The organism is Cellulophaga sp. Hel_I_12 (assembly GCF_000799565.1).
GTDB lineage: Bacteria > Bacteroidota > Bacteroidia > Flavobacteriales > Flavobacteriaceae > Cellulophaga.
The window spans coordinates 400,599-424,534 of record NZ_JUHB01000001.1 but is presented as its reverse complement, the minus strand read 5'-3'; the positions used below and the strand labels follow the sequence as shown (position 1 = coordinate 424,534).

Here is a 23,936-nt window from a genome sequence, read left to right as displayed (position 1 = left end):
ATAACAATCATGACAAAACTTGAAGAACTAACAGCCCTACTGGTCAATGAAATGGATGACTTTAAGAAGGGTATCGAGAAACTAGAAAAAATCAATGAACAATTAAAAGACACCAAAATCAAGATGGATGTTTCCGAATACAAAACAATTATTGAAGCACATCAAAAACAAATATACATACATAAGAACTTGATAGAAGGTTTTGAGAATCGCTTTAATGCTAAAATTAACCAAGCTAAAATTTATCCTACTTGGGCCGTTGTGGTATTTATAATTTCATTAATCCTTTTAGTAATTATTGTTGTATACAATTTTTTGAAGTAATAATTAGCATTTTTTTAATTGCATCAAAATCTTTTATTAATGTAATAAGATGGTTTTTAGTTGATTGATTAAGTTATGTATTTTGAAAAATGCTATCCTTGTCACTATCCTTTATTTTCTTGACTATAGCTGGTATTAAGAGTATAACAAAAGCTATTTCTGTTGATTCTTCCTAGGGGAATTGGTTTATATAGATAGTTTGCAGTAATCCTTGTGTCTTCCTGTCTTACAGCAGTTCAGGTGGGGATGTCTCCGACCATGATTTATTTATCAGCAACGGAATTTGCTTTGGAAAATTTTCAGGCGTTTTGTTTGTAATATGGGTTTATTATTTATCTTCGTAATTCTCCCTAAATAGATATAGCGAATAATGTAGATGTTATGAGGATTTCCGCATAGTATCTGAAAAGATTGAATTTAATTTAAGCTATTTATAAAGCTCAAAAATAATCTCTTTGATTGCCAATAAATACGCCAAACTCATTATTCTAATTAATTTTTTTAATGAAACAGACTGCTTTTGAATTTCAATACGAACTCGATATTAATTTATTGAAACCTCTTTACTTTAAGTATTACAAAAATAAAATTGGTGCAGTTTCTCAATTGGGCTTTCCTAAAGGTCGCTGGAAAATAAATGCAGCCCATCAAAATGGAGAAACCTTTAAAATTGGTAATGAGCATTTTTCATTTGTAGCAAATTGTAAAAAATTAAAAGATTTTTATGAGATAAAAAGTATCCTAAACCAAGTTCATTCTGATTATAGGGGTCAGCTTGATAGTGTGAAAATAGATGGCATCGGAAAAAATAATATGTCTTTGAGAGCAGCTCAAAAAGGAGCCGTTTATTCATTGTTATCCCATTGGTCAATTTCGACTGATCCTGCTACAATTGTGTTGCCAACAGGTACGGGAAAGACTGAAACAATGATAGTAACAACTTTAGCCGAAAAGGCTAAACGGACATTGGTAATAGTTCCAACTATTGATTTAAAGAATCAAATTGCTGAAAAATTTGAGTCGTGGGGAATGTTGAGAGAGTTGGGCGTGATACCTGAATATTTTCAAAATCCTACAGTGTGTGTACTTAAAAAGACCCTAAATGAAATAAAACAAATTGAACACCTTGAGAAAGCTGATGTTGTAATTTCAACGCCTGCATTAATTTCTAAAGCACCTATTGAAATTTTAGAAGCATTAAAACCTTTATTTTCTCATGTATTTTTTGATGAGGCTCATCATGTCAAGGCAAATTCATGGGAAAGTATCAAGACTCTTTTTAATCATTCCAAGATAGTGCAATTTACCGCTACCCCTTATAGGAATGACCGTAGGCCTATTGATGGAAAATTTGTTTATAATTACCCATTGTCTCAAGCATTAACAGATAATTGTTTTTCAGAAATTTCATTAATATCTGTTGATGAGAAACATCCACAAAAGAAAGATGAAGCCATTGCGCGTGCTGCAATGAGTCGACTTTTGACTGATAGGGAATGTGGTTATGTTGAACACTGTATGATGGTTAGGGCCAATAATCATATACAATCAGAAGAATTGTTTAAAAAATATAAAGAATGGTTTCCAAAGGAAAAGATAGTTTTAATACACAGTAAAATTGATAATAAAAGAGAAGAAGTACAAAAGATAAAAGCCAGGCAATATAATATTATTGTCTGTGTGGATATGTTGAGTGAGGGCTTTGATTTTCCAGAATTAAAAATTGCAGCTGTACATGGTATACATAAGTCACTATCTGTTATTCTACAATTCATAGGTAGGTTCACAAGACCGAAAAAGGGATTAGGCAAGGCTTCTTTCGTAGTTAATTATGCTGATGAAAAAATATCCGTAGAGCTTGAAAATTTATTTCAGGAAGGTACAGGCTGGGAAAAGGTAATTAGCGAAATAGCTGATGCAAAGAAAGAAGAAGCAGAATCTTTATTAAATTTTCTACAGGGTTGTAAACCTTTGTCTGGCTTTGACTCCCATGATGTTCAATTAAATCCAAAGTTGGTTTTTCCTGCATTGAGTTGCGTATGTTATAAGTGCGAAAAGGTCGAATGGAGAAATTTTTCATTGGCATTTAATTTAAATAAATACAAACTTTCTCAACCTTACATAAACGAAGATGAAGGCATTTTTTACTTTACCACCCAGACAATAGAAAAGGTAAAATGGGCCAAAGTAGATTCGCTTAAAGACCAAACTTGGAATTTGATTGTTATGCATTTTGACAAAAATTCAAATTTACTCTATATAGGATATTCTGAAAAAAGATTAGACCATAATATTTTAGTCTCTAAAATATCTGACCAAGAAAAGCCAGACATAATCAATGGTGATGAGGTATTTAGATCATTTGATTCTATTAGCAGATTAAGTATTGTTCATGCAGGTGTTTTCAAACCTGCAAGTCATTTGCACAGATATTCTCGTTTGAGTGGTTCTGATGTTACTACAGAATTAAAAAGATGGAAAGAAGGGAATAAAGTGAAGAAGTCTGACTTTGTGGGTGTTGGGTTTAGAAATGGACATCCAGAAAGCATAGGTGCTTCCGTGAAAGGAAAAATATGGAGTCCAGCTCGAATTGGAAATGTGATGGAGTGGAAAAAATGGTGTTTAAAAATTGGAGCTTTAGTGACTGATAGAACAATAGATTCCAATCAATTACTAGTAGATTCTGCTGATAAAACCGAATTGAAAGTATATGATGATAGTACAATTATTTTAGCTACAGATTGGAGTGAGGAACTATACGAAAAAATACACAGGATTGAAATAAAAAAGAAAGGTTCTGTAAGTTCTTTTTTGATTTCTGAATGTACATTAAATAATAGTTCTCTTGAAAAAGAGAAAGCTAATTTTTCAGTAACAATGCCCGAAGGTGAAGTTATTCTTTTTTCAATAACATTAGGAGGTGAAAACGGTTTTAATATTATAGGTCTTGATAATAGTAAGTATTATGTAGAGGGTCTTAAAGCGGAAGGAATACCATTAAAAGAATTTTTCGAGAGAAATCCACCAACTATGTTTCTTCTTAATGGTGACACCATTGCTGGATGTATTTTAACAGAGTATAAAGACTCTTTTATTGTTGCTATTCCTTCTGAACGTATTGAAAATTTGTCTTGGGAGAAGGTTGATTACACAGTTGAATCTATGTATAAAAATGGTTCAAAACGAGATAACTCTATTCAGGAATATATGATGAAAATTCTTGTTGAACGAGGTGCTAGAATTGTTTTCAATGATGATAATTCGGGTGAGAAGGCCGATATCATAGCTATATTCATGGATTTAGATATAGTTAGATTTGAATTGATACATTGTAAATATTCCAAAGAAAAGGCTGGTGCAAGAAAATCGGACTTGTATGAAGTTTGTGGTCAAGCAATAATCTCCTTGAGGTATAAGTGGAAGCCGGAAGAACTTTTAAAGCATATGGAAAGGCGAAATGGAGACGGTGTATTAAAAGGTAAACGGTTCTATTTGGGTAACAAGGAAGATTTGGACGTGGTTAAAAAAGCTTTAAAATATTCAGACGTAAAATTTGAATTTGCTATTGCACAGCCAGGAGTGGAAACTCCTTTATTAACACTGGACATGAAAAACTTTCTGGGTTCTATTTTCTCTACTGTCATAGAAATGACAGAAACGGAACTTAAATGTTATTTTAATAAGTAGCTAATTTAATATGGGATTAATTATAAAAAATAGAACAATCAGACCAAGTACTAGAAGTGAAAATTCTATGTATAGAATTAAAATTGACAATCCTCTACCCGATGATGATATTGTAATTTTTATTGACCATGAGTCGAGAGATTATAGAAGAATTTATAAGTGCAAGGGAGAGTTTTTTGGAAAATCAGATTCCTTATATTTTAGTATTGAGGAAGAAAATAATAGGATTTTGATTAAGTGGAGAAATTCAGAACCTGAATTAATTAAATAATGATCATTGATTAAGAAGCTAAAGCATGAGCAAATTTAAATTACTTGCAATAAGACCACTGAAAGACCATAGTCAAAAACTTTTGAAAAATCTGAATCTTGATGTAATCTACAAGTTCTATCAAGATTATGATTTTATCCTTAGTGAAGAAAATTTAATTCATCAAATTCATTATTATCAAAAAGTACCAGAAATTCTTTTTGAAAGTAATATTAGTGTTTCAGCTATTGTAGGAAAAAATGGAAGTGGAAAAAGTACTATTGTTGAACTATTAAGTGGTTTTATCTTTTGTTTAGCAGTAAAACTAAAACTCATAATTCTTGATGATTTTATCAAAGAGCATGAACTTAATAACAGTGATGAAAACCGGCTTGAATTAGAAATTGAAAATTTTAAAGGCCTTGATTGTGAATTGTTATATTGTGTAAATGATAAGATTTATTCAATTATAAAAAGAAAGGATACTTTTAAACAAGTAATATTCAGCATATCGGAAAAAGATGTAAATAGTCAAAATAAAATAACATTCGAAATAAAGGAGGAAATAACTCTTAATAATGTAGACAAAGAAATTGACAAAATAAATATTGAAACTCTTTATCACACTTTTTTCTATTCAATTTTGGCCAACTATTCTCTATATGGTTTAAACACAAATGAAATAGGGGTTTGGTTGAAATCTATTTTTCATAAAAACGATGGATACAAGACACCAATTGTTTTGAATCCTATGAGAACCGAAGGTGTAATAGATATTAATAGGGTTACCTACTTATCAAAATCAAGGTTATTAAGTAATGTTTTTACAAAAAAAACTGAAGGACAATATGATGATGAGGGTTTTAGAGGTTTAATAAATGGTAAACTTATTCAAAAACTTCTCTTAAATATTGATTTTAGAAAATTTAATGTTTTGGAGGGTGATAGCTTAAAAACTGGTCAGATTCCAGATTATTTAATTTCCATAGATGAAAAATCAATTTATTTAGAATATACCCAAAAATGGAAAAAGAAACATTTAAAACTTCTGATTAAATCATTTTATCCCAAAATCGATTATTCACGGTTGGAAGTGGATATTAACCACGATAAAATTAAAAAACTGACTGTAGAGTACATTTTAAGAAAAACCGAAATCATTATTAAAAAATACTCACAATATAAAGCATACAGAAATAGGATTTTTAGAAAGAACGCAACAGATGAGATTATTGAGGATGGTTTCAACTTATTAGTGGAAGATTTTTCACATAGTACTTTTAAATTAAGACAGGCATTGAACTTTCTTATTTATAATTATTATAACATTAGTGACTCAAAGCAAAAAACATTTCTTATTACAACTCCCATAAAAGATGGTATATCAGATTATATAAATTTGAATATAGAATCAAATTTAAAGAATGAAATTGCTTATGTCGAGAATGATTGGCACTTAAATCCTTCCATTACTGATTTTGATGAAAGGATTAAAAATGCACATCTAAAACATAGTTTGACTAATTATTTACCACCTTCTTTTTTTGAAATAGATTTTGAATTTAAGGATAAGGGATTTTTCAAGGATTTGAGTTCAGGTGAGAAGCAAATGATTTATAGTATAAATTCTATAATTTATCATTTATTGAATTTAAATTCAATAGCTTCAGTTGATAGTGATGATAGAGTATCTTATAAAAATTTTAATATTTTGTTAGATGAAGTTGAGTTATGCTTTCATCCAGAATTTCAGAGAATATATGTCAGCGAACTCATTAAAGCTATTAATTCATTGAATTGGAGTGATGCGGGTTACAATATTATTTTTTTGACTCACTCTCCATTTATACTTTCTGACATACCTTCTGACAACATTTTAAAGCTAAATGATGGCTCAATTGAGCCTTATGATAATGAAGAAACTTATGCGGCAAATGTTCATGATTTATTAGCAAATGAGTTTTTTCTTTCCAACGGATTTATGGGAGAATATGCCAAAGAAAAAATTAAAGATTTGCTTAAGTTTTTAACATATAAAGATGGAGAGCAATCGCCTGAAAAGGAAGATAAACCAAAATTACTTTGGGATACTGAGTCTGCTGAAAAATTTATTAATATGATAGGAGAGCCCTTGTTAAAGTTTGATTTGAAGGAGTTGTTCTTAAGTAATTTTTATGATGAGAAAAAAATTGATGAAGAAATTAAAAAGTTAGAAGACCTAAAAAATAAAAAAAAGAATGATATCAATAAATAATGCGGTCATTGAAAATATTTTAGCCACTAATCAAACTGAAATTAAAACAATAATTGATAAAGCGAAACGGTCTGTTTTTGAATTCAGAAATAACCCTGCACCAATTAATCTTAATGCACAACAGCAAAATTATCTTGATAAGTTGATTGCAGAATTTGAAAGTATTGTAATGATTAGGCCAAACGATTTAAAAATTGCGAAAGATGATTTTGATATTATCATTAACGGTTCAATAATGGCTAGTCAAAATAGGGAGTTTAAGAATGAATTGCTTAAAAGGATGGATTATTCTGGTTTGAGAAATGTTTTTTATGCTAAATATTTTGAAGCAAGTGGTCTTAAATCCTGTATTTATTGCAATTCTCAATTGGCCGTAACTGTTAGAACTTTGAATGGTAAAAGATCTGCCAAATTTCAAGTAGATCATTTTTATCCAAAATCCGATTATCCATGTTTCAGTATTTCTTTTTTTAATTTATTACCTGTGTGTGGTTCTTGTAATAATGTCAAACGAAGCGGAATGGTCAATTTCAATGTATATTCCGATGATCCTATTGATTTGAGAGAGTCTCCGTTTACATTTCAAATTGACAAAAAATCACTAGTCTCATATAGGGTCAATGGTACTGTGGAAAATTTGAAGATTGAATTTGATGATTCAGAGAAAAAGGGTTATAATGACCAATTTGATATTGAAGGTATTTATTCTACACAAAAGGATTTAGCTGAAGAGCTAATTCTCAAAGCATTAATTTATAACAAAAATTATTTAGAATCTTTGAGGAATTCTTTTAAAAAACTATACCCCAATAAAATTCCAATGGCCGAAAGATTGCTAGTGGGAAATTATACAAATTCTAAAGATATTCATAAACGACCAATGTCTAAATTTACTCAGGATATTGCTAGGCAGCTGAAATTGATTTAAAATAGAATAATTTTTGTGATATAATTATGGAATCTAATTTACTTCATTCTTTTAATAAATGGTATTGGGTTTATACTTTTTTATATTCTACTTCGGAAAGGATTTGAGTAATTTCATCTAATAAAACCATTTGTTCCCTAGGCAGTAGATTGATAATGAATTCTAACGCTACAATAACATTAGACTTCGGGTCTGCATTAGAAATTGCAGAGGATGAAAAAGTAGTGTCTCCCTCAAGTGCCAATACACAGGTTTTCAATAAACAGGATATACTGAATAAAAGTTCATCATTATCCCCTATTGGAAATTCTCCTTTCATCATAGGTTTATGGTTGCATGAATATCCAGCAGGCTTCAACAGTCCCTCTCTACGTGATAATTCCTCTTGAATTCTTTTTAATGTTTTTTTATGTTTCTTTTTTCCTTTCATCAGCTGCTTGTTTCTGTTTCTAATGCTAAATATCTGAGGGTGTCCAAAAGTTCCATTTCATTGTGGGGTATCATATCCAAGATATAACCCAAAACTTCCTTAATATTATGGTCTGGTTCAGGAATGGAACGTGTGGAGCAGCATTCTGACTCCATCGCTATGATGCAAACCTTTAGAAGGTTAGATATCATAAAAGAGGTTTCCAAATAGCCCTCAGTAACCATTCCAATTGTGTAAAGCTCTTTTTTAAAGGGATATGGTTTTAAGGATGAAAAATCCTTTTCGGATAGGGAATTAATGAAATTCAATAACTCTGTGCCATCATTTGGGAGTGAACATTGCTCGTTGGGAACATTGAGTTCCTTTGGTTTGGAAGATTGAACAATACAGGCATCCAATTTGTTTTTAAACAATGATGTAGCCAATGATTCCATTTTATTGGCTTTCTCCAATATTTTATAAATCTGTTCTTGGTTGATATAATAATTGTTCTCATAGCGGGTGGATATATACGCATCATCCAGCAATTTTAAAAGGTTTTGCTCCTCCTCTATGTCGGTATTGAAAAGATTGCCCAGTTCCGGGGCAAATGTTTTAATATAGATTTGAAGTTCCTTAATGCTATGGCTTTTACGTTCCTTGCCCATTGTAAAAAGAGCGACAAAGCGAAACCACAGTTCTATATATTGGTGCAACATATAAGCGGCATGTGACAGATTATTCTTTTCGATAAAAAAGGTCGCACCATCAAGAAAGGCGGATATTTTATGGTGTTCTTTTTCGAAAGCTGATTGTATGTTACCTAGTGTTTTTTGGGGTATATAGTATTCATGAAAACTGTCCAATGCTGCATCAGGATTTTGATAGATTAGTTTATCCCAAGTACACCCATGAACAAAAAATAGGTTTTCTTCCATTAGTTGTTGTTGAGCATATTCAAACGAGAATATCCTATATAAAAAATCCGTTTCTTCCTGAAATATTTTAGCAACCATAGAGGATAATTCTTTGGTTAGGGAAGAACAATTTCCTTCCAGTAAAACAATAAACATGACTTGATTATTTCTAGTAGTTTCTTGAATGGCTTTAAAAATGTATTTTACTTCAAGAAGCAAAGTTAATTTGCTAGTAATATTGTGTTCTGATTTATTTTTTTCTATGTTCATGATTAAGCAAATATTTGTATTCTTAATATTTCTTTAGACTATCTAAACAAATCTATATATAATCTATCAAAATTCAAAATTAAACTTTAGAAATTCTACATTTTTCTATATTCAAAGTATATTTATCTATAAAAAATCGAAATATTTATGACAACTTTAGGGTTATATTTTACTAAAAAATCAGTGAATAGAGCTATGGTATCCAGGCGTACAGGAATAAGTCAGGCTAGACTGTCGCAATTGAGTTCTAATGAATCAACTAAACTTCGAGCAGATGAACTTTATTTAATTGCTTTGGCCATTGATATTGATCCGGGGGAAATTTTTAAAGAAATTTTTAAAGATCTTTACTTACCTAAAGAGTAACATAATTCAGTTTTTATAATTGAATTATTAAAGAAGATTTTAAAACTCTAAACCAAGCTAAACCTAAACAAACTAGTGAACGCATCTCAAATAGAAAAAAACGTCACCGCTTTAGTTGCAAACTTTAACAAAGAAGAATTTGTATTCGATTTGCTTCAAGCATACGGTATTTCTAAAACCTCGATAACTCGATTAAAAAAAGGCGATTTTAACTTATCTAATATAAAAGGTGAAGTGCTTTATAAAAGCAAAATGCTTTTTAAAGAAGTAGAATCTGGAACGCTACTTAACACTATTGATGAGTTAACCAAAGACCCTGAATCCTTAAAACATAACCCTCGTTTTGTAATTGTAACCGATTATAAAACACTTCTTGCAAAAGACATAAGAACTGGTTTAGCACTAGACACCCCTATTCTAGACATTCATAAACATTTTAGTTTCTTTTTACCTTGGGCAGGTCAAGAAAAATATTCTCAAAAAAATGAGAATTTTGCAGATAGGAAAGCCTCCTATAAAATGGCAAAACTCTATGATATTCTGGTTACTGAAAACCCTAATATTTATGATGATGGTGGTCACAACCTAAATATCTTTTTATCACGGTTACTCTTTTGCTTTTTTGCTGAAGACACCGATATTTTCCCTATTGAGGGTATGTTCACAGATACCTTGTCTCAACATACTAAAGAGGATGGCTCTGATGTGAATATTTTTTTAGATAGATTGTTTAAGGTGCTTAACACACAAGACAATAGCAAGGAAGCATCACATTTTAAAGAATTCCCATATGTAAATGGTGGACTATTTAAAGATACTATTGTGTCTCCAAAATTCACTAAAGAAGCACGCAAGATTATTATGGAGTGCGCCGACCTAAATTGGAGCGAAATAAACCCAGATATTTTTGGTTCCATGATACAAGCGGTGGTAAATCCTGCTTATCGTAGTGGTTTAGGGATGCATTATACCTCTGTGCCTAATATTATGAAGGTGATAGAGCCTTTATTTTTAAACGAATTGTATGAAGAGTTTGAAAAACACAAAGACAATACCAAAAAATTACGCCAATTAATTTACAGACTATCCAAACTAAAAATATTCGACCCTGCTTGTGGTAGCGGTAATTTTTTAATTATTGCCTACAAGGAATTGCGAAAGTTAGAAATAAAAATTTGGCAACAAATAAATGAGTTAGAGCCGCAATACTCATTTGTATTTACCGAAGTTAAACTCTCCCAATTTTACGGTATAGAGTTAGACGATTTTGCACACGAAATGGCCATCCTCTCCTTATGGTTAGCAGAACACCAAATGAACAAGTTTTTTATTGATGAATTATTTGATTTTGGTAAAGCCAAACCTATTTTACCTTTAAAAGAAGCGGGGCATATTACACAAGGGAATGCCATTCGAATTGATTGGAAAGCAGTTTGTCCAATTGATTTAGTGGATGAAGTTTTTATACTTGGCAATCCACCTTACTATGGTACTCGAAATCAAAAGAAAGAGCACAAACAAGATATGGCTTTTGTCTTTAGAGGCTTAAAAAATTATAAATCACTTGATTATATATCTGCTTGGTTTTATATAGCATCTCAATATATAAATTCCTTTAATGCAAAATACGCTTTCGTAACAACAAATTCCATATGTCAAGGCGACCAATTAAGTATATTATGGAATAACTTATTGAATAATAAAGAAATATTCTTTGCTTATGAAGCTTTTAAGTGGACAAATAATGCAAAAGGGAATGCTGGCGTAACTGTTGTTGTTATTGGAATTAGAAATCTTTCAAAAGATGATAAATATATATTAAACGGGAAAACAAAGAAACTTGTTCAAAATATTAATGCTTATTTAGTCGATGGTCCTAATATTCAAGTTGGTAGAATGACAAATTCAATTAGTAATTTACCGAAAATGATAAAAGGAAGTATCCCAGCCGATGGAGGTTTTTTATTATTAGAGGAAACAGAATATTATAAACTATCCAAAAATGAAAAGTTAAAACCTATAATAAAAGAATTTATTGGTGCTCAAGAATTGATAAAAGATATTAAACGATGGTGTTTATATATAACTGAAGATAATATTGAAGATATTATTAACGAAAAAGAAATTGAAAGAAGACTTCTTGGTGTCAAAAAAATGAGAGAAGCGAGTACAAAGATTGCAACAATTCAGTTAGCTGAAACTCCTTATAAGTTTGCAGAAGATAGATATTATTCTCAACCTTGCTTACTAATACCTTGTGTTACTTCGGAAGAAAGAGATTATATACCTATTGGTTTTATAGAAGAAGGCCCAGTTATTTATGCTTCAGCTCAAGCTGTTTATAACCCTGAACCTTGGTTGTTTGGTGTAATCAACTCAAAAATGCATATGTGTTGGGTTAAAACAGTTGGTGGTAGATTAGATAGTCGAATACGCTATTCTTCATCTATTTGCTATAATACCTTTCCCTTTCCAGAAATCACTAAAAAACAAAAAGAACAAATTAATCTGCACGTTTTTGAAGTGTTAGAAGAAAGAGAAAAACATTCAGGTAAAACGTTAGCACAGTTATATGACTCCAATAAAATGCCTAAAGGCTTAAAAGGAGCACATCATCAATTAGATTTAGCCATAGAGCGTTGTTATCGTTTAAAACCTTTTGAAAGTGATACAGAGCGTTTAGAATATCTTTTTAAGGAATATGAAAAAATGATAAATAAAAATACATTGATGGAGAAGCCAAAACAAACACGTAAAAAGAAAGCCTAATATATGCCAGACATCGTACACGTTACCTATCAACAAACAGGAAAAAGTAAAAAGACCAACGAATATGGTATGCGAGAAATGCAACAAAAAGCATTTGAGGCTCGTACTGCTCAATATTTGTTAATTAAAGCACCACCAGCTTCAGGTAAATCGCGTGCCTTAATGTTTATTGGGTTAGATAAATTAGTAAATCAAGGTATTAAAAAAGTAATTGTTGCAGTGCCAGAACGCTCAATTGGTAGTTCCTTTGCTAAAACAGACTTAAAAAAACATGGATTTTTTGCAGATTGGGAGCCTAACCCAAGATATAATTTATGCACACCCGGTGTAGAAAAAAGTAAGGTAACTGCATTCTTAAACTTTTTAGAAAGTGAAGAAAAAATACTTATATGTACTCACGCTACCTTGCGTTTTGCATTTGAAGCCATAGATGAAAAACAATTGAATGATTGTTTGTTAGCAATAGATGAATTTCATCACGTCTCTGTAGATGGCGATAATAAATTAGGGATTGTTTTAAGCAGTGTCATGGAAAAATCTAATGTACATGTAGTAGCCATGACAGGCTCGTTTTTTAGAGGCGATAGTGTGCCTATTTTATTACCCGAAGATGAAGCAAAGTTTATAAAGGTTAAATACGATTATTACCAACAACTAAATGGGTATAATTATTTAAAGTCGTTAGGGATTGGCTATCATTTTTACCAAGGTCGATATACATCAGCCATTAATGAAATATTGGACGAAAATAAAAAGACAATCATTCATATTCCAAGTGTCAATTCTGGTGAATCTACAAAAGATAAATATGAAGAAGTCAATAGAATTATCGATAGCATTGGTGAGTTGGATTACCAAGACCCAGATACAGGCGTTTTATATGTGATAAGTAAAACCACAGGTAAAACGTTAAAGATTGCAGATTTAGTTCACGATAACCAAAAGGATAGAGACAAAATACAAGAGTATTTACGCAAAGTTTCCAGTGTTGATGATATAGATATTATTATTGCTTTAGGGATGGCTAAAGAGGGCTTTGATTGGCCATATTGCGAACATGCATTAACGGTTGGTTATAGAGGTTCATTAACGGAAATTATTCAAATTATTGGCAGGGCAACAAGAGATAGTGAAAACAAAACCCATTCGCAGTTTACCAATTTAATTGCACAACCCGATGCCGAAGATGATTTGGTTAAATTATCTGTAAACAATATGCTCAAAGCCATCACAGCATCTTTACTAATGGAACAGGTTTTAGCACCCAATTTTAAGTTTAAACCTAAATTTCCAGAAGAAGATGAACTAGATGGTGTTGAGGAAGACGGTGAGGATTATATAAAAATACGAGGATTCAAATTACCAAGTTCGCAAAGAGCAAAAGATATCATTGAAAGTGATATTAATGACTTGAAGGCTAAAATTATGCAGGATGACCAAATGCTTAAAGCCATGCCTGGCAATGTAGACCCCGAAGTGATTAATAAAGTTTTAATACCTAAAATCATTAAAGAAACTTATCCAGATTTAACCGACGAAGAAGTTGAATCGGTACGTCAACATATTGTGGTAGATTCCGTTATTAAAAACGGAACGATTGAAGAAGTTGGAGATAAACGTTTTATACGAATGGCTGATAGCTTTGTAAATATTGACGATATAAATATTGATTTAATAGACACTATTAACCCATTTCAAAAAGCATTTGAAATTCTATCGAAATCGGTTACGGCTTCTGTTTTTAAAGCCATTCAAGAAACTATTGATGCCACTAGAATTCAAATGACCGAAGAAGAAGCTATCATTTTATGGCCCAAAATTAAAAACTGGATAGCAAAAACAGGAGAACAACCAAGCATACAAGCATTCGACCCACAAGAAAGACGTTTAGCAGAAGCCATTATATTTTTAAAAGAACAAAAGCGTAAAGCAGCAACTAATGGATAAAAAGAAAACATTAGAAGATATATTCAATGATGATGAGTTTGGAATATTAGATTCCAAGGCAAAAGAATCTAATGTAAAAACGGAAGATGAACGATTGATTGAATCGTTCCAAGAAATTAATGCCTTTTTTGAAAAAAACAACAGAGAACCAGAAGCAACTAATGTCACTGAATTTAAATTACTATCAAGATTAAAAGCATTACGCAAAGATTCAAAAAAAGTAGAAATTCTCAAATCCTATGACACGCATAACCTTTTAAATACAAAAGAAGAAATAAAATCGGTAGCAGATATTTTAAACGATGACGATTTAGGAATTTTAGACACCGAAGAAACATTATCTATTTTTAAGTTAACTAACGTGCCAAGCTCCACAGAAAGAGCAGAATCTGATTTTGTAGCTCAAAGAAAAGCAATGAAGGATAAGGAGTTTTTGTCCTACGAATCAATGTTTAAAAAGGTCCATGAAGAATTAAAGCAAGGCAAAAGACGGTTATTTACATATGAAAACGCTGATAAAAATTTAAAAGCAGGTTCTTATTATGTTCTAAACGGCGTGTTATTGTTTTTAGAAGAAGCAAATATTGAAACTGATAATGTCACACTTCCTTCTGGTGATAGACTTCGTAAGGATGGGCGTACACGTATCATTTTTGAAAATGGGACAATGAGTAATATGCTTTATCGCTCATTGGACAAAGCTCTTTTACATAAAGATAATGATGGTAAAATTGTTTCACATACCGAAACGGAAATAGAAAAAGAATTATTTGATAACGTAAATTCTGTAAATGAAGAAGATGTTCAGACTGGATGGATTTACGTTCTTAAATCTAAATCCAATCACAAAGATATAGCTACTATAAAGGATTTGTATAAGATTGGATATTCTACTGTTCCTGTTCCAAAGCGTATTAAAAATGCATATAAAGAACCAACTTATTTATTTGCAGATGTAACAATTATTGATGCATATAAAACCTATAATATGAATACCCAAAAGTTTGAACTGTTAATCCACCGCTTTTTTGCAGAGGCTTGTTTAAACATAGATATTAACGATGATACTGGAAGAAGAATGACACCTAGAGAATGGTTCGTTGTGCCTTTGCCTATAATTCAAAAAGCATTTCGATTATTAGAATCAGAAGAAATTGTAAACTATAAATATGATAGTAATATTAAGGCATTGATTAAAAGATAAATAGAGGGGATTTGTACTTAAGCCACCTTTACCATTCGTGTAACAATAGACCCCGATTTTTAGGTCTTATTGTTACATAAGAGGTAATACAATAAAATGCATATATTATCATGGAATCACTGTATTTAGCATTTTTATTAGAAGATTAAATCTAACAACTTGAGTTTATTTTTTATTAAAAAACTAAACTAATAGTTTATAAATTTAAATAATTATAAACTACTTCATATATTTGGTTTATAATTTTCCTAAAAACTATACTATGAGTTTAGAAAAAGAACAAAAAATAAACGCTCTTTTGCAAGATTGGCCACAGAATGCCGTGTATCTTACTTCATGGTTAGTAGCGAATGGGTATTCTGATCAGTTATTGAGTAGATATAAAAAAAGCAATTGGATAACCCCTTTAAATAATGGAGCTTTTGTAAAAAGCGGTGACACTGCAACCATCGAAGGAGCCGTATTTGCTTTGCAATCGCAAGGTAAGGTCAGTATACATCCAGGTGGCAAATCAGCTTTAAATCTTTTAGGAAAGGCTCATTATCTAGAATTTTCAAGACAGCAGTTTACACTTTTTGGAGATGAAAATGAGCGCATCCCTTCTTGGTTGAAAAATTATAATTGGGGTATGGAGATAAATTATTATTCTACGTCATTTCTGCCTGCTGATATTGGTTTGACAGAAATAGAAGTTAATGGATTTTCTATTAAAGTATCGGGTGCAGCACGAGCAATCATGGAGTGTTTGTATTTAGCTCCTAAAAAGCAAGATTTAAAAGAATGCTATGAGCTTATGGAAGGGTTAAATAATTTACGTCCTAATCAAGTACAACAACTGCTAGAATCTTGTACATCCGTAAAAGTAAAACGATTGTTTTTATATCTGGCTAATAAGTGTCAACATCCGTGGCTAGAATTTGTAAAAGTTGAGAATATTGACTTAGGAAAAGGGAAACGACAAATCGTTGTTGATGGTGTGTATAACCCAGAATATAAAATAACGATTCCTAAAAATTTGGTGGATGAATAATTATAAAAACCAAGTACGTTTACTATTAAGCGTAATTCCTGAGGTAGCAAAAGAAAAGTGTTTTGCGCTTCATGGAGGAACTGCTATCAATTTATTTGTAAGGGATATGCCTAGGTTGTCAGTTGATATTGATTTAACATATATACCTATAGAAGATAGAATAACGTCTTTTACTAAAATTAATAATGCTTTAGATGAAATAAAGAGACGTCTGAATATAATTTTTCCAAATTTATTGGTAGTACATGAAAAAGACAAACTAAAATTACAAATAAGTAATAAAGATGCTTTAATTAAAATTGAAGTAAATCAAGGTATCAGGGGCTTGATAGGTGATACTAGTGCTTTGGTTTTATGTGATAAAGCGCAAGAAGATTTCGATGCCTTTTGTTCAATTCAAGGAGTATCGTTTGGACAGTTGTATGGTGGAAAAATAGTGGCAGCATTGGATAGACAACATCCAAGAGATTTATTTGATGTAAAGGATTTACTAGAAAATGAAGGATTTACAGAAGAAATAAAAGTAGGGTTCTTGTTCACATTGTTAAGCAGTAAAAGACCTATTAAAGAAATACTATTTCCTAATTTGATAAATCAAGAACAAGCTTTTGCAAACCAATTTATGGGTATGACAGAACAACCTTTTTCGTATGCGGATTTTGAGCAAACTCGAAAAAAACTAATTGAAGTTGTACAAGTAGGACTAACTAAAAGTGATAAAAATTTTATAATAAATTTTAAAAATGCTTCCCCTGATTGGAGTGTTTATTATTTTGAAAAGTTTCCAGCCATACAATGGAAGTTTCAAAACTTGCTAGCACTTAAGGAAAATAATCCGGAAAAGCATAACTCCAATTTGAAGGAACTAGAAAGTTTACTTATGGGTTAATCTGATTATAATTTTTTCGATCATTTTTTATATAACATACTCCTTTCCACATAACCCGGTCACGCAACCGAACAAGTTACCGAACAAGTTACCGAGCAAGTTACCGAGTAAGTGGTTGGACAAAATTTAATTTTTGAGAAATACAATTTTTATAGTGTTATAAATAAGGAATTGATGAGAGTTTACAAGGATTTAGAATTTCCTGCTTTCGAACAACTAACCCCCCAAGTACCCCCCAACTACCCCTCAAGTTAAAAGTCTATTGAAAGTTATTACAAAAGAACATAATAGACAGGAAATATTTCAGGGAAAATTATGGCATTTGTCTATTGAATTTAAAAACAAGTAAGGATTAATATTTTTTCAAAAAGAGGTTTAAAAAAACGATTAAACTAAACTAAAAATTGATGTATTTTATTAAGAGTAAACTATTGAGATTATTTTAGAGAAAAACACTTTATAATTTTTGAGATAATTTAGTATGTTTTGAATTTAATTAGATGAATAAATAATATAGGTGCGTAATTCGGTGCGTATATACCTAAAATGACCTCCCATAAACCCAATAAAATAAGTAAAAATAAGATTACGGATAGTTCCTCTTTCTCCGCGAAAAGTCCTTTAAAAGGCACCAAAAACCCTGTAAATCGTTGATTTACAGGGTTTTTTATTTTTTATGATATTAATTAATATCATTTAATATCCATCTAAAAGGGGCTAATTCATTTATTCTTGCCAGAGTACTAATGCCTACTTTTCATTAGTTTGCTCTTTTATTTTCATAAAACCATATTCATACACCATCAGGTAGACTTCTCCTTTTTGATTATTCCAAAAGTGGGTAAAAAATTAGCATCAAATCTCATTACATTGATCAGTTCTGGCCTTGCGGTTAAGCTTCAACTGATTGTCTACACTATTATAAAATCGTTCTGGTTGTTCTTTAGCGAGGTTGAATTGGTAGGCATTTTTACAGTGTAGGTTACAGAATTTTTTATCGGTCCTACCCTGTAGGGCTTAGTTACAATGCTTACAATGTTGTTGTGGTGCCATTTGACCCGTCCGGAATAAAGGCTACATAATTTTAAATAGGATGTACAAAAACAGAAAAACTAATTCGGCTTCTTCCAGATTTATATATTAATATTGAAAACAAGGGGGCGATTTATGATGTACGGAATCTCTCAAAAAAACACCTAAAAATAGGTACTGAAAAGAATGTTCCAAATTCTTGAGCAGCTTTACTATTCTTTCTTATAAATATCTTTTAGAATATTTACAACCCTACCCTCTTCGTAGGTATTTAAATCATAGCGAATTGTAATTTTAGTACCTAGTGGAGCGTAATAATAGATAATCCAGGCATCTGCTTCTTTTGTTCCAATACAGCCATTAGAATATGCCTTTTCTAAAGTTTTAGGATTGGTCGTTGGGTGAATCATTTGACCGTTTCTAAGGCCATTTATTTGTGTTTCTATCCAAGGAATCTGAGGCATTAATGTTGTGTTGCCATCATCTCTTTTGGTAAGATAAAATTGTTTACCATCCACTGGATTATAAAAATCTGGATTTTTTACATGCTTTATAATAGAACCCTTCCCCTCTTTTGTACGTAAATCTGTTTCTCTATTGCCAAAAGCAAGAAAACGTTTTCTATCTTGACCCACACGAACGGGAAATGTATATTTTAAGGTAGAATCTTGAAATAGTCTGAGTTTGTATTCAGGTATATTTACATCAATTTCTGTGTCCTCAAATTGTTGCAGTAATTTACAAGCTGATAAAGAATCTGGTATGTGTAAGATATTCCCTTTAGCTAAAACAACCATGTTACGCTGATCGTAAATAAATGAATCACGAGCTGCCATGCGGTAATAGTCAGTATTTGCAAGTGTGTCTATAATCCATGGATTGTAACGAACTAAAAGATGCTCAGAAAAAGAATAAGGAACTAAAGTATCATAATGATGCACCAATGAATCCATATACATAAAATAATCCCTGATCCTTATATCACGAGACACTTCCACACTTTTTGGTATTACTTCAATATTTACAGTGTCGTTTATAATTTCAGTACGTGTACCCTTATTTTTTATCCCATTTAAATTACTCTCTTTACAGGATACATAAAGACATAAAATAAAAAATAAGTAAAGTTTATATCTTGTATTCCTATTTGTCATGAAGTGCTTTTTTTATACAATTTAAAGTGGTCTTTCGTTAGATGATCAGCATTGTTCAAAAATAGTAGTCCCATTTATTGGAACATATGACTTTAATCATACCCGTAGTAATTTTTTAAATTCAGACTTCTTATTTCTAAAGATGTTTAATTTCTAGTTCATGATATTGGTCATTTTTAATCTATCAAACCTAAACTATATTTGATTGAATTAAATAATAAAATAAAATGCCTTTGGTATACGAAATGACGTATAAAATAAAGCAATTCTTTATAGAAGTTGGTGAATTGTCTCATTTCGCAGGTCGTTTTTTTAAAGAAGTACTCAAACCTCCCTATGAATTTAAAGAACTGTTACGTCAATGTTATCAAATAGGCGTTCGGTCTTTATTATTAGTGGCAATCACAGGATTCATTATTGGTTTGGTACTTACGCTACAATCACGACCCACTTTACTTCAATTTGGAGCCGTCTCTTGGATGCCTAATATGGTAGGTATTTCTATTGTGAGAGAAATTGGCCCGGTAATAACAGCTTTAATTTGTGCTGGGCGCATTGCATCGGGCATAGGTGCAGAATTAGGTTCCATGCGCGTTACTGAACAAATAGATGCTATGGAAGTTTCAGGTACCAATCCGTTTAAATATTTAGTCGTCACTCGAATAGTAGCAACGACCTTAATGTTGCCGTTATTAGTAATTTTTGGCGATTTAATTGCTTTATATGGTTCAGCACTAGTGGAGAATTTAAAGGGTGATGTTTCCTTTCTGCTGTACTTCAATACTGTATTTGATGCTTTAACTTTTGGCGATTTAATTCCCGCTACGATAAAATCGTTCTTATTTGGTTTTGTGATTGGGCTTGTGGGTTGTTTTAAAGGGTATTTCTCAAGTAAAGGAACTGCAGGCGTGGGTATTGCGGCAAATACAGCCGTAGTAATGGCATCTTTACTGCTTTTTATTGTTGATTTTATTGCCGTTTTCGTTACTGATATTTTTTATGAACTATAATATGGAAGCTAAAACAAAACGCATACAAGCAAATGACAGCATCGATGAACGCGAGGTAGTCATTGCTATTAAAAATCTAAGTAAAAGGTTTGGTGATAACGTTGTTTTAGATGGTTTTAATTTAACCCTACACAAAGGAGAGAATTTGGTAATCATGGGAAAATCGGGCTCTGGAAAATCAGTAATGATAAAATGTTTGATAGGGCTTATGGAACCTGATTCTGGTTATATTGAAGTTTTAGGCAAAGAAATAGCCACTTTAGATCAGAAAACTTTAGATGAATTGCGCTCAGAAATAGGTTTCCTTTTTCAAGGTAGTGCATTGTATGATTCTATGACGGTTCGAGAAAATTTAGAATTTCCAATGCGTAGGCATAAGGGAAAACTAGGTGATATAGCTGACACTACGCCTTTGGTTCTGGAGGCTTTAGAAAATGTAGGTTTGGCACATGCCATAGATTTAATGCCGGTGGAACTTTCTGGTGGGATGAAAAGACGTGTTGCGCTGGCGAGAACTCTTATTCTAAAACCAAAAGTAATTTTGTATGATGAACCTACCAGTGGTTTAGACCCAATTACATCAAAAGAGATTATTGAGTTGATGCGCAGTATCCAAAAGAAATACGGTACGTCATCATTAATAATAACACACGATGTAGATTGCGCACGAGTAATTTCAGAGCGAATGATTTTATTGGTAGACGGATTAAATTATGCAGAAGGCACTTATGCTGAATTATCAGCACATAAAGACCCGAAGGTAGAAGCTTTCTTTAAAAAATAATAGTATGGCAAAAACAAAATTAGAAAATCTGAAATTAGGCATTTTTGTGGTTCTTGGCACTTTACTATTGGTTCTCGCCGCTTATTTGATTGGGAACCGACAGAATATGTTTGGAAAAACTTTTTCGGTAAGTACGGTATTTAAAAATGCTAACGGACTCCAAAATGGAAATAATGTGCGTTTCTCTGGCATTAACGTAGGCACAGTAAAGAAAATAGAAATGATTAATGACACCACCATAAAAGTGCATATGATTATTGATAATAAAATGCTAAAACATATTAAAAAGAGTGCTATTGCTTCTATTGGTTCTGACGGATTAGTGGGCAGCATGCTTATAAATATAATCCCTGGTGTAGAAGAAGAGCGCTTGATACAACCAGATGATGAACTCAACGCTTACAGTAAGGTGGCCACTCAAGATATGATGAACACCTTGAACACAACCAATGAAAATGCAGCTTTATTAACTGCTGATTTGTTGAAAGTAACAAAATCATTAACACAAGGAAAAGGTACTTTCGGTAGCTTACTTAATGATACAGTGATGGCAAATAACCTGCATCAAACAATTATCAATTTAAAAAATACAAGTATCCAAGCGAACGCTAGCATTGCTGAATTCAATGCGATTATTAAAAATATAGATTTTGATGAAAGTACTGCCGGTGTGTTACTTTCAGATACTATTACTGCTGGAAACATGCGAAATAGCATCAAAAATTTAGAATTATCTAGTGTAGAAATACATAAGATTTCACAAGATTTGAATTCTTTAATTAGCGGTATGAAAGAAGGTAATGGATTGATAAACTACGTTTCTAAAGATTCTACATTCGTACAACAATTAGAAAAAACAATGCTTAATGTGGAACAAGGAACAGCACGTTTTAATGAAAACATGGAAGCTTTAAAACACAATTTTCTAACGAGAGGTTATTTTAGAAAACAAGAACGAAAAGCAAAAAAAGAAGAAAAAAACTAAAAATAAATTTACTTTTCAAGCTTCAAAATGGGGTTTAACTTAGCTGTAACTTTATCGATATATAAGGGCACATCTGCTAATTTGGATTCTCCTGTGATGGCATCTACCCCATCCATTTTATAATTACCATCTCCTGACGTTGTAAAAACTACAATTTTAGAAGCATCTTTTTTTGTACGTTTAATAAATTTTTCAACAGATACTGGAGGATTCCAAGTTTCCCAAGTATGTAAAATTAATAGGGCATTATAATCCTTCACCTTAATGGTATCCAAAGAACTTACATCGATGACATGAATAAAAAGTGAATCGGTTTTGTAATTGTCCACTATTCCCGAAGTTACTTTATTCTTAAAATGACTTCCTTGACTTGCTATTAGTAATGTTTTTTTTAGCTGAGGAGAGTTCACTTGATAGGGTTCAACAACATCCATTGAATATTTGTTTTGATACCAAAAGAGAAAAATCAAAAATAAAATCATTAAGCTTAAAAATAGCCACAGAATTTTTTTTAATACTTTCATACCATTTTTGTTTTACGTGTTTCTAAATGATGTTTTAGAAGCTCATTTAAATCGTCGAAATAATCTTCAAGAATGGTGATGTCCAAATTGGGATGAACAAACGATGGAATAGTTATTGGGTTTTCATCTAAGAATTGATAAAGCTCAGGATATTTAGTTTCTATAACGCTTGTGACACGCGTAATATCCTCTAATATTTGATGAAATTTTTTCATAATTAAAGTTTTAAGAATATAGTATGTGTGTTAATTCTTCATCATTTATTATGTATTTGGATGTGGCAAATACCTCCTTCCTGTTTTTACGAAATTGTTTAACAAATTCAACTAATTCAGTAGCTAAGTGCTCATGATCTGTTTTAATTGTTTCAGCGTCCATCTTGAAAGAGCCCTCAACCAAATAACCCAATTGAAGGTTGTATGTACTTATTTTAGTGATTAAATTTTTAGTTATTGCTTTTAAATGAAGGAGCTTATTTTTTAATTCTTCTACCATTTTTACATTTTCTGATTTACTAATCCATATAGCATACGTACTCATAAGGTGTAATAAAAAACGAAGATCCTCCCGATAAAATTCCACATCAGATTTCCAATGATTCGTTAGTACAAACCATGGGTACCAAAGCTCATTTTTATCAAGATTTTTTTTAGCTGTATTTTTTTCAGTACTCATAATTTATAGTTGTACTATAAATGTACATCAGCATATTGCTTTACAAAATGATTCAAGTCATGGGCATAAAACCTGCCATGATTATTATTATTTTAAATGGTTTGCTATATTACTAGATGTACTATAATTATTATAAATACCCAATCCGGAAGACTCTATTAGGTACTACAGGTTTCCCAAAAGAAGCTATATCGGGACTGTAATTCAAACATGCTTTAGCCTTAAGCTTTAAGGGGAAATTATATATGTGGTATCGCATATATCTCACAAGGCAATTCAGGTATAATTCCAATTACCAATTTATATGATGCCAGGCATCATGGCATCGTGACCTACTCGGGTACGGTTAATAAGATTGAGGCTATGCTAAAAAATAACATTGTTTTTTATAGGTCCATAAGATTTGTGCTTTAGATTAGTGCAAATCAGTTTAATTATTTAGAGAATTCACGGCATTAAGTGCCATAAATGCAAAACACCTACTTTGTATTTTAAAAAGTAGTAAAAAATCTACTTCTCAAAAAAGAA

The 23,936-nt window shown here is 31.5% G+C and carries 20 protein-coding genes; 14 read left to right on the top strand and 6 right to left on the bottom strand.

All coding sequences use genetic code 11. The annotated features are described in order from the left end of the window. Positions 1 to 9: 9 nt before the first annotated feature. From GQ45_RS02080 to GQ45_RS02060, 5 genes are all read left to right on the top strand, one after another. The gene (locus tag GQ45_RS02080; RefSeq protein WP_047414687.1) at positions 10 to 324 is read left to right on the top strand and encodes a DUF6730 family protein; all 315 of its coding nucleotides are present in this window, start codon (positions 10 to 12) and stop codon (positions 322 to 324) included. 504 nt (positions 325 to 828) lie between these two features. After that, positions 829 to 4,011, top strand: coding sequence for a DEAD/DEAH box helicase (locus tag GQ45_RS02075; protein WP_047414685.1), 3,183 nt, complete (start codon positions 829 to 831; stop codon positions 4,009 to 4,011). A gap of 67 nt (positions 4,012 to 4,078) precedes the next feature. After that, positions 4,079 to 4,282, top strand: coding sequence for a hypothetical protein (locus GQ45_RS02070; RefSeq protein WP_156125329.1), 204 nt, complete (start codon positions 4,079 to 4,081; stop codon positions 4,280 to 4,282). Between the two features lie 25 nt (positions 4,283 to 4,307). After that, complete coding sequence (locus tag GQ45_RS02065) at positions 4,308 to 6,515, top strand: hypothetical protein (RefSeq protein WP_047414683.1); 2,208 nt, start codon at positions 4,308 to 4,310, stop codon at positions 6,513 to 6,515. Beyond that, complete coding sequence (locus GQ45_RS02060; RefSeq protein ID WP_047414682.1) at positions 6,499 to 7,443, top strand: HNH endonuclease domain-containing protein; 945 nt, start codon at positions 6,499 to 6,501, stop codon at positions 7,441 to 7,443. The genes GQ45_RS02065 and GQ45_RS02060 overlap by 17 nt, the downstream gene beginning before the upstream one ends. A gap of 70 nt (positions 7,444 to 7,513) precedes the next feature. Here GQ45_RS02060 and GQ45_RS02055 read toward each other — a convergent pair whose 3' ends face one another. Together GQ45_RS02055 and GQ45_RS02050 are read right to left on the bottom strand one after the other, a co-directional pair. Next, positions 7,514 to 7,873 carry a hypothetical protein gene (locus GQ45_RS02055; protein ID WP_047414681.1) on the bottom strand — a complete coding sequence of 120 codons (360 nt, stop codon included), beginning with the start codon at positions 7,871 to 7,873 and terminating at the stop codon, positions 7,514 to 7,516. Continuing rightward, positions 7,873 to 9,039, bottom strand: a complete 1,167-nt coding sequence (locus GQ45_RS02050; RefSeq protein ID WP_047414680.1) for a HEPN domain-containing protein — start codon at positions 9,037 to 9,039, stop codon at positions 7,873 to 7,875. Before GQ45_RS02050 ends, GQ45_RS02055 begins: the two co-directional genes overlap by 1 nt. Before the next feature lie 147 nt (positions 9,040 to 9,186). Between GQ45_RS02050 and GQ45_RS02045 the strand changes: the two genes are divergently transcribed. The 6 genes from GQ45_RS02045 to GQ45_RS02020 all read left to right on the top strand — a co-directional run bounded on the left by GQ45_RS02045 (position 9,187) and on the right by GQ45_RS02020 (position 17,244). After that, positions 9,187 to 9,405: a helix-turn-helix transcriptional regulator gene (locus GQ45_RS02045; protein WP_047414679.1), complete on the top strand. Its 219-nt coding sequence runs from the start codon at positions 9,187 to 9,189 to the stop codon at positions 9,403 to 9,405. A gap of 75 nt (positions 9,406 to 9,480) precedes the next feature. Next, a complete protein-coding gene (locus tag GQ45_RS02040) occupies positions 9,481 to 12,174 on the top strand; it encodes a DNA methyltransferase (protein ID WP_047414677.1) in 2,694 nt (897 codons plus the stop codon). Between the two features lie 3 nt (positions 12,175 to 12,177). Further along, positions 12,178 to 14,121 carry a DEAD/DEAH box helicase gene (locus GQ45_RS02035; RefSeq protein ID WP_047414676.1) on the top strand — a complete coding sequence of 648 codons (1,944 nt, stop codon included), beginning with the start codon at positions 12,178 to 12,180 and terminating at the stop codon, positions 14,119 to 14,121. Beyond that, positions 14,114 to 15,325, top strand: coding sequence for a GIY-YIG nuclease family protein (locus GQ45_RS02030; protein ID WP_047414674.1), 1,212 nt, complete (start codon positions 14,114 to 14,116; stop codon positions 15,323 to 15,325). The genes GQ45_RS02035 and GQ45_RS02030 overlap by 8 nt, the downstream gene beginning before the upstream one ends. 262 nt (positions 15,326 to 15,587) lie before the next feature. Then, on the top strand, positions 15,588 to 16,355 hold the full coding sequence (locus GQ45_RS02025; RefSeq protein WP_047414672.1) for a type IV toxin-antitoxin system AbiEi family antitoxin: 768 nt from the start codon (positions 15,588 to 15,590) through the stop codon (positions 16,353 to 16,355). Beyond that, positions 16,348 to 17,244: a nucleotidyl transferase AbiEii/AbiGii toxin family protein gene (locus GQ45_RS02020; protein ID WP_047414671.1), complete on the top strand. Its 897-nt coding sequence runs from the start codon at positions 16,348 to 16,350 to the stop codon at positions 17,242 to 17,244. The genes GQ45_RS02025 and GQ45_RS02020 overlap by 8 nt, the downstream gene beginning before the upstream one ends. A gap of 1,244 nt (positions 17,245 to 18,488) precedes the next feature. On the opposite strand, the gene GQ45_RS02015 is transcribed toward GQ45_RS02020, so the two are convergent. Next, positions 18,489 to 19,268: a L,D-transpeptidase gene (locus GQ45_RS02015; RefSeq protein ID WP_231555141.1), complete on the bottom strand. Its 780-nt coding sequence runs from the start codon at positions 19,266 to 19,268 to the stop codon at positions 18,489 to 18,491. A 389-nt stretch (positions 19,269 to 19,657) separates the two neighbouring features. On the opposite strand from GQ45_RS02015, the gene GQ45_RS02010 reads away from it, so the two are divergent. The 3 genes from GQ45_RS02010 to GQ45_RS02000 are packed head-to-tail and all read left to right on the top strand — an operon-like array spanning position 19,658 to position 22,209. After that, positions 19,658 to 20,440, top strand: coding sequence for an ABC transporter permease (locus GQ45_RS02010; RefSeq protein WP_047414669.1), 783 nt, complete (start codon positions 19,658 to 19,660; stop codon positions 20,438 to 20,440). Between the two features lies 1 nt (position 20,441). Next, complete coding sequence (locus GQ45_RS02005; RefSeq protein ID WP_047419920.1) at positions 20,442 to 21,224, top strand: ABC transporter ATP-binding protein; 783 nt, start codon at positions 20,442 to 20,444, stop codon at positions 21,222 to 21,224. A 4-nt stretch (positions 21,225 to 21,228) separates the two neighbouring features. Further along, positions 21,229 to 22,209: an MlaD family protein gene (locus GQ45_RS02000; protein ID WP_047414668.1), complete on the top strand. Its 981-nt coding sequence runs from the start codon at positions 21,229 to 21,231 to the stop codon at positions 22,207 to 22,209. A gap of 8 nt (positions 22,210 to 22,217) precedes the next feature. On the opposite strand, the gene GQ45_RS01995 is transcribed toward GQ45_RS02000, so the two are convergent. The 3 genes from GQ45_RS01995 to GQ45_RS01985 are packed head-to-tail and all read right to left on the bottom strand — an operon-like array spanning position 22,218 to position 23,408. Continuing rightward, positions 22,218 to 22,733 carry a hypothetical protein gene (locus tag GQ45_RS01995; RefSeq protein WP_047414667.1) on the bottom strand — a complete coding sequence of 172 codons (516 nt, stop codon included), beginning with the start codon at positions 22,731 to 22,733 and terminating at the stop codon, positions 22,218 to 22,220. Beyond that, a complete protein-coding gene (locus GQ45_RS01990) occupies positions 22,730 to 22,948 on the bottom strand; it encodes a hypothetical protein (protein WP_047414666.1) in 219 nt (72 codons plus the stop codon). The genes GQ45_RS01995 and GQ45_RS01990 overlap by 4 nt, the downstream gene beginning before the upstream one ends. Before the next feature lie 10 nt (positions 22,949 to 22,958). Next, positions 22,959 to 23,408, bottom strand: coding sequence for a hypothetical protein (locus GQ45_RS01985; protein ID WP_052188098.1), 450 nt, complete (start codon positions 23,406 to 23,408; stop codon positions 22,959 to 22,961). Between the last annotated feature and the right edge of the window lie 528 nt (positions 23,409 to 23,936).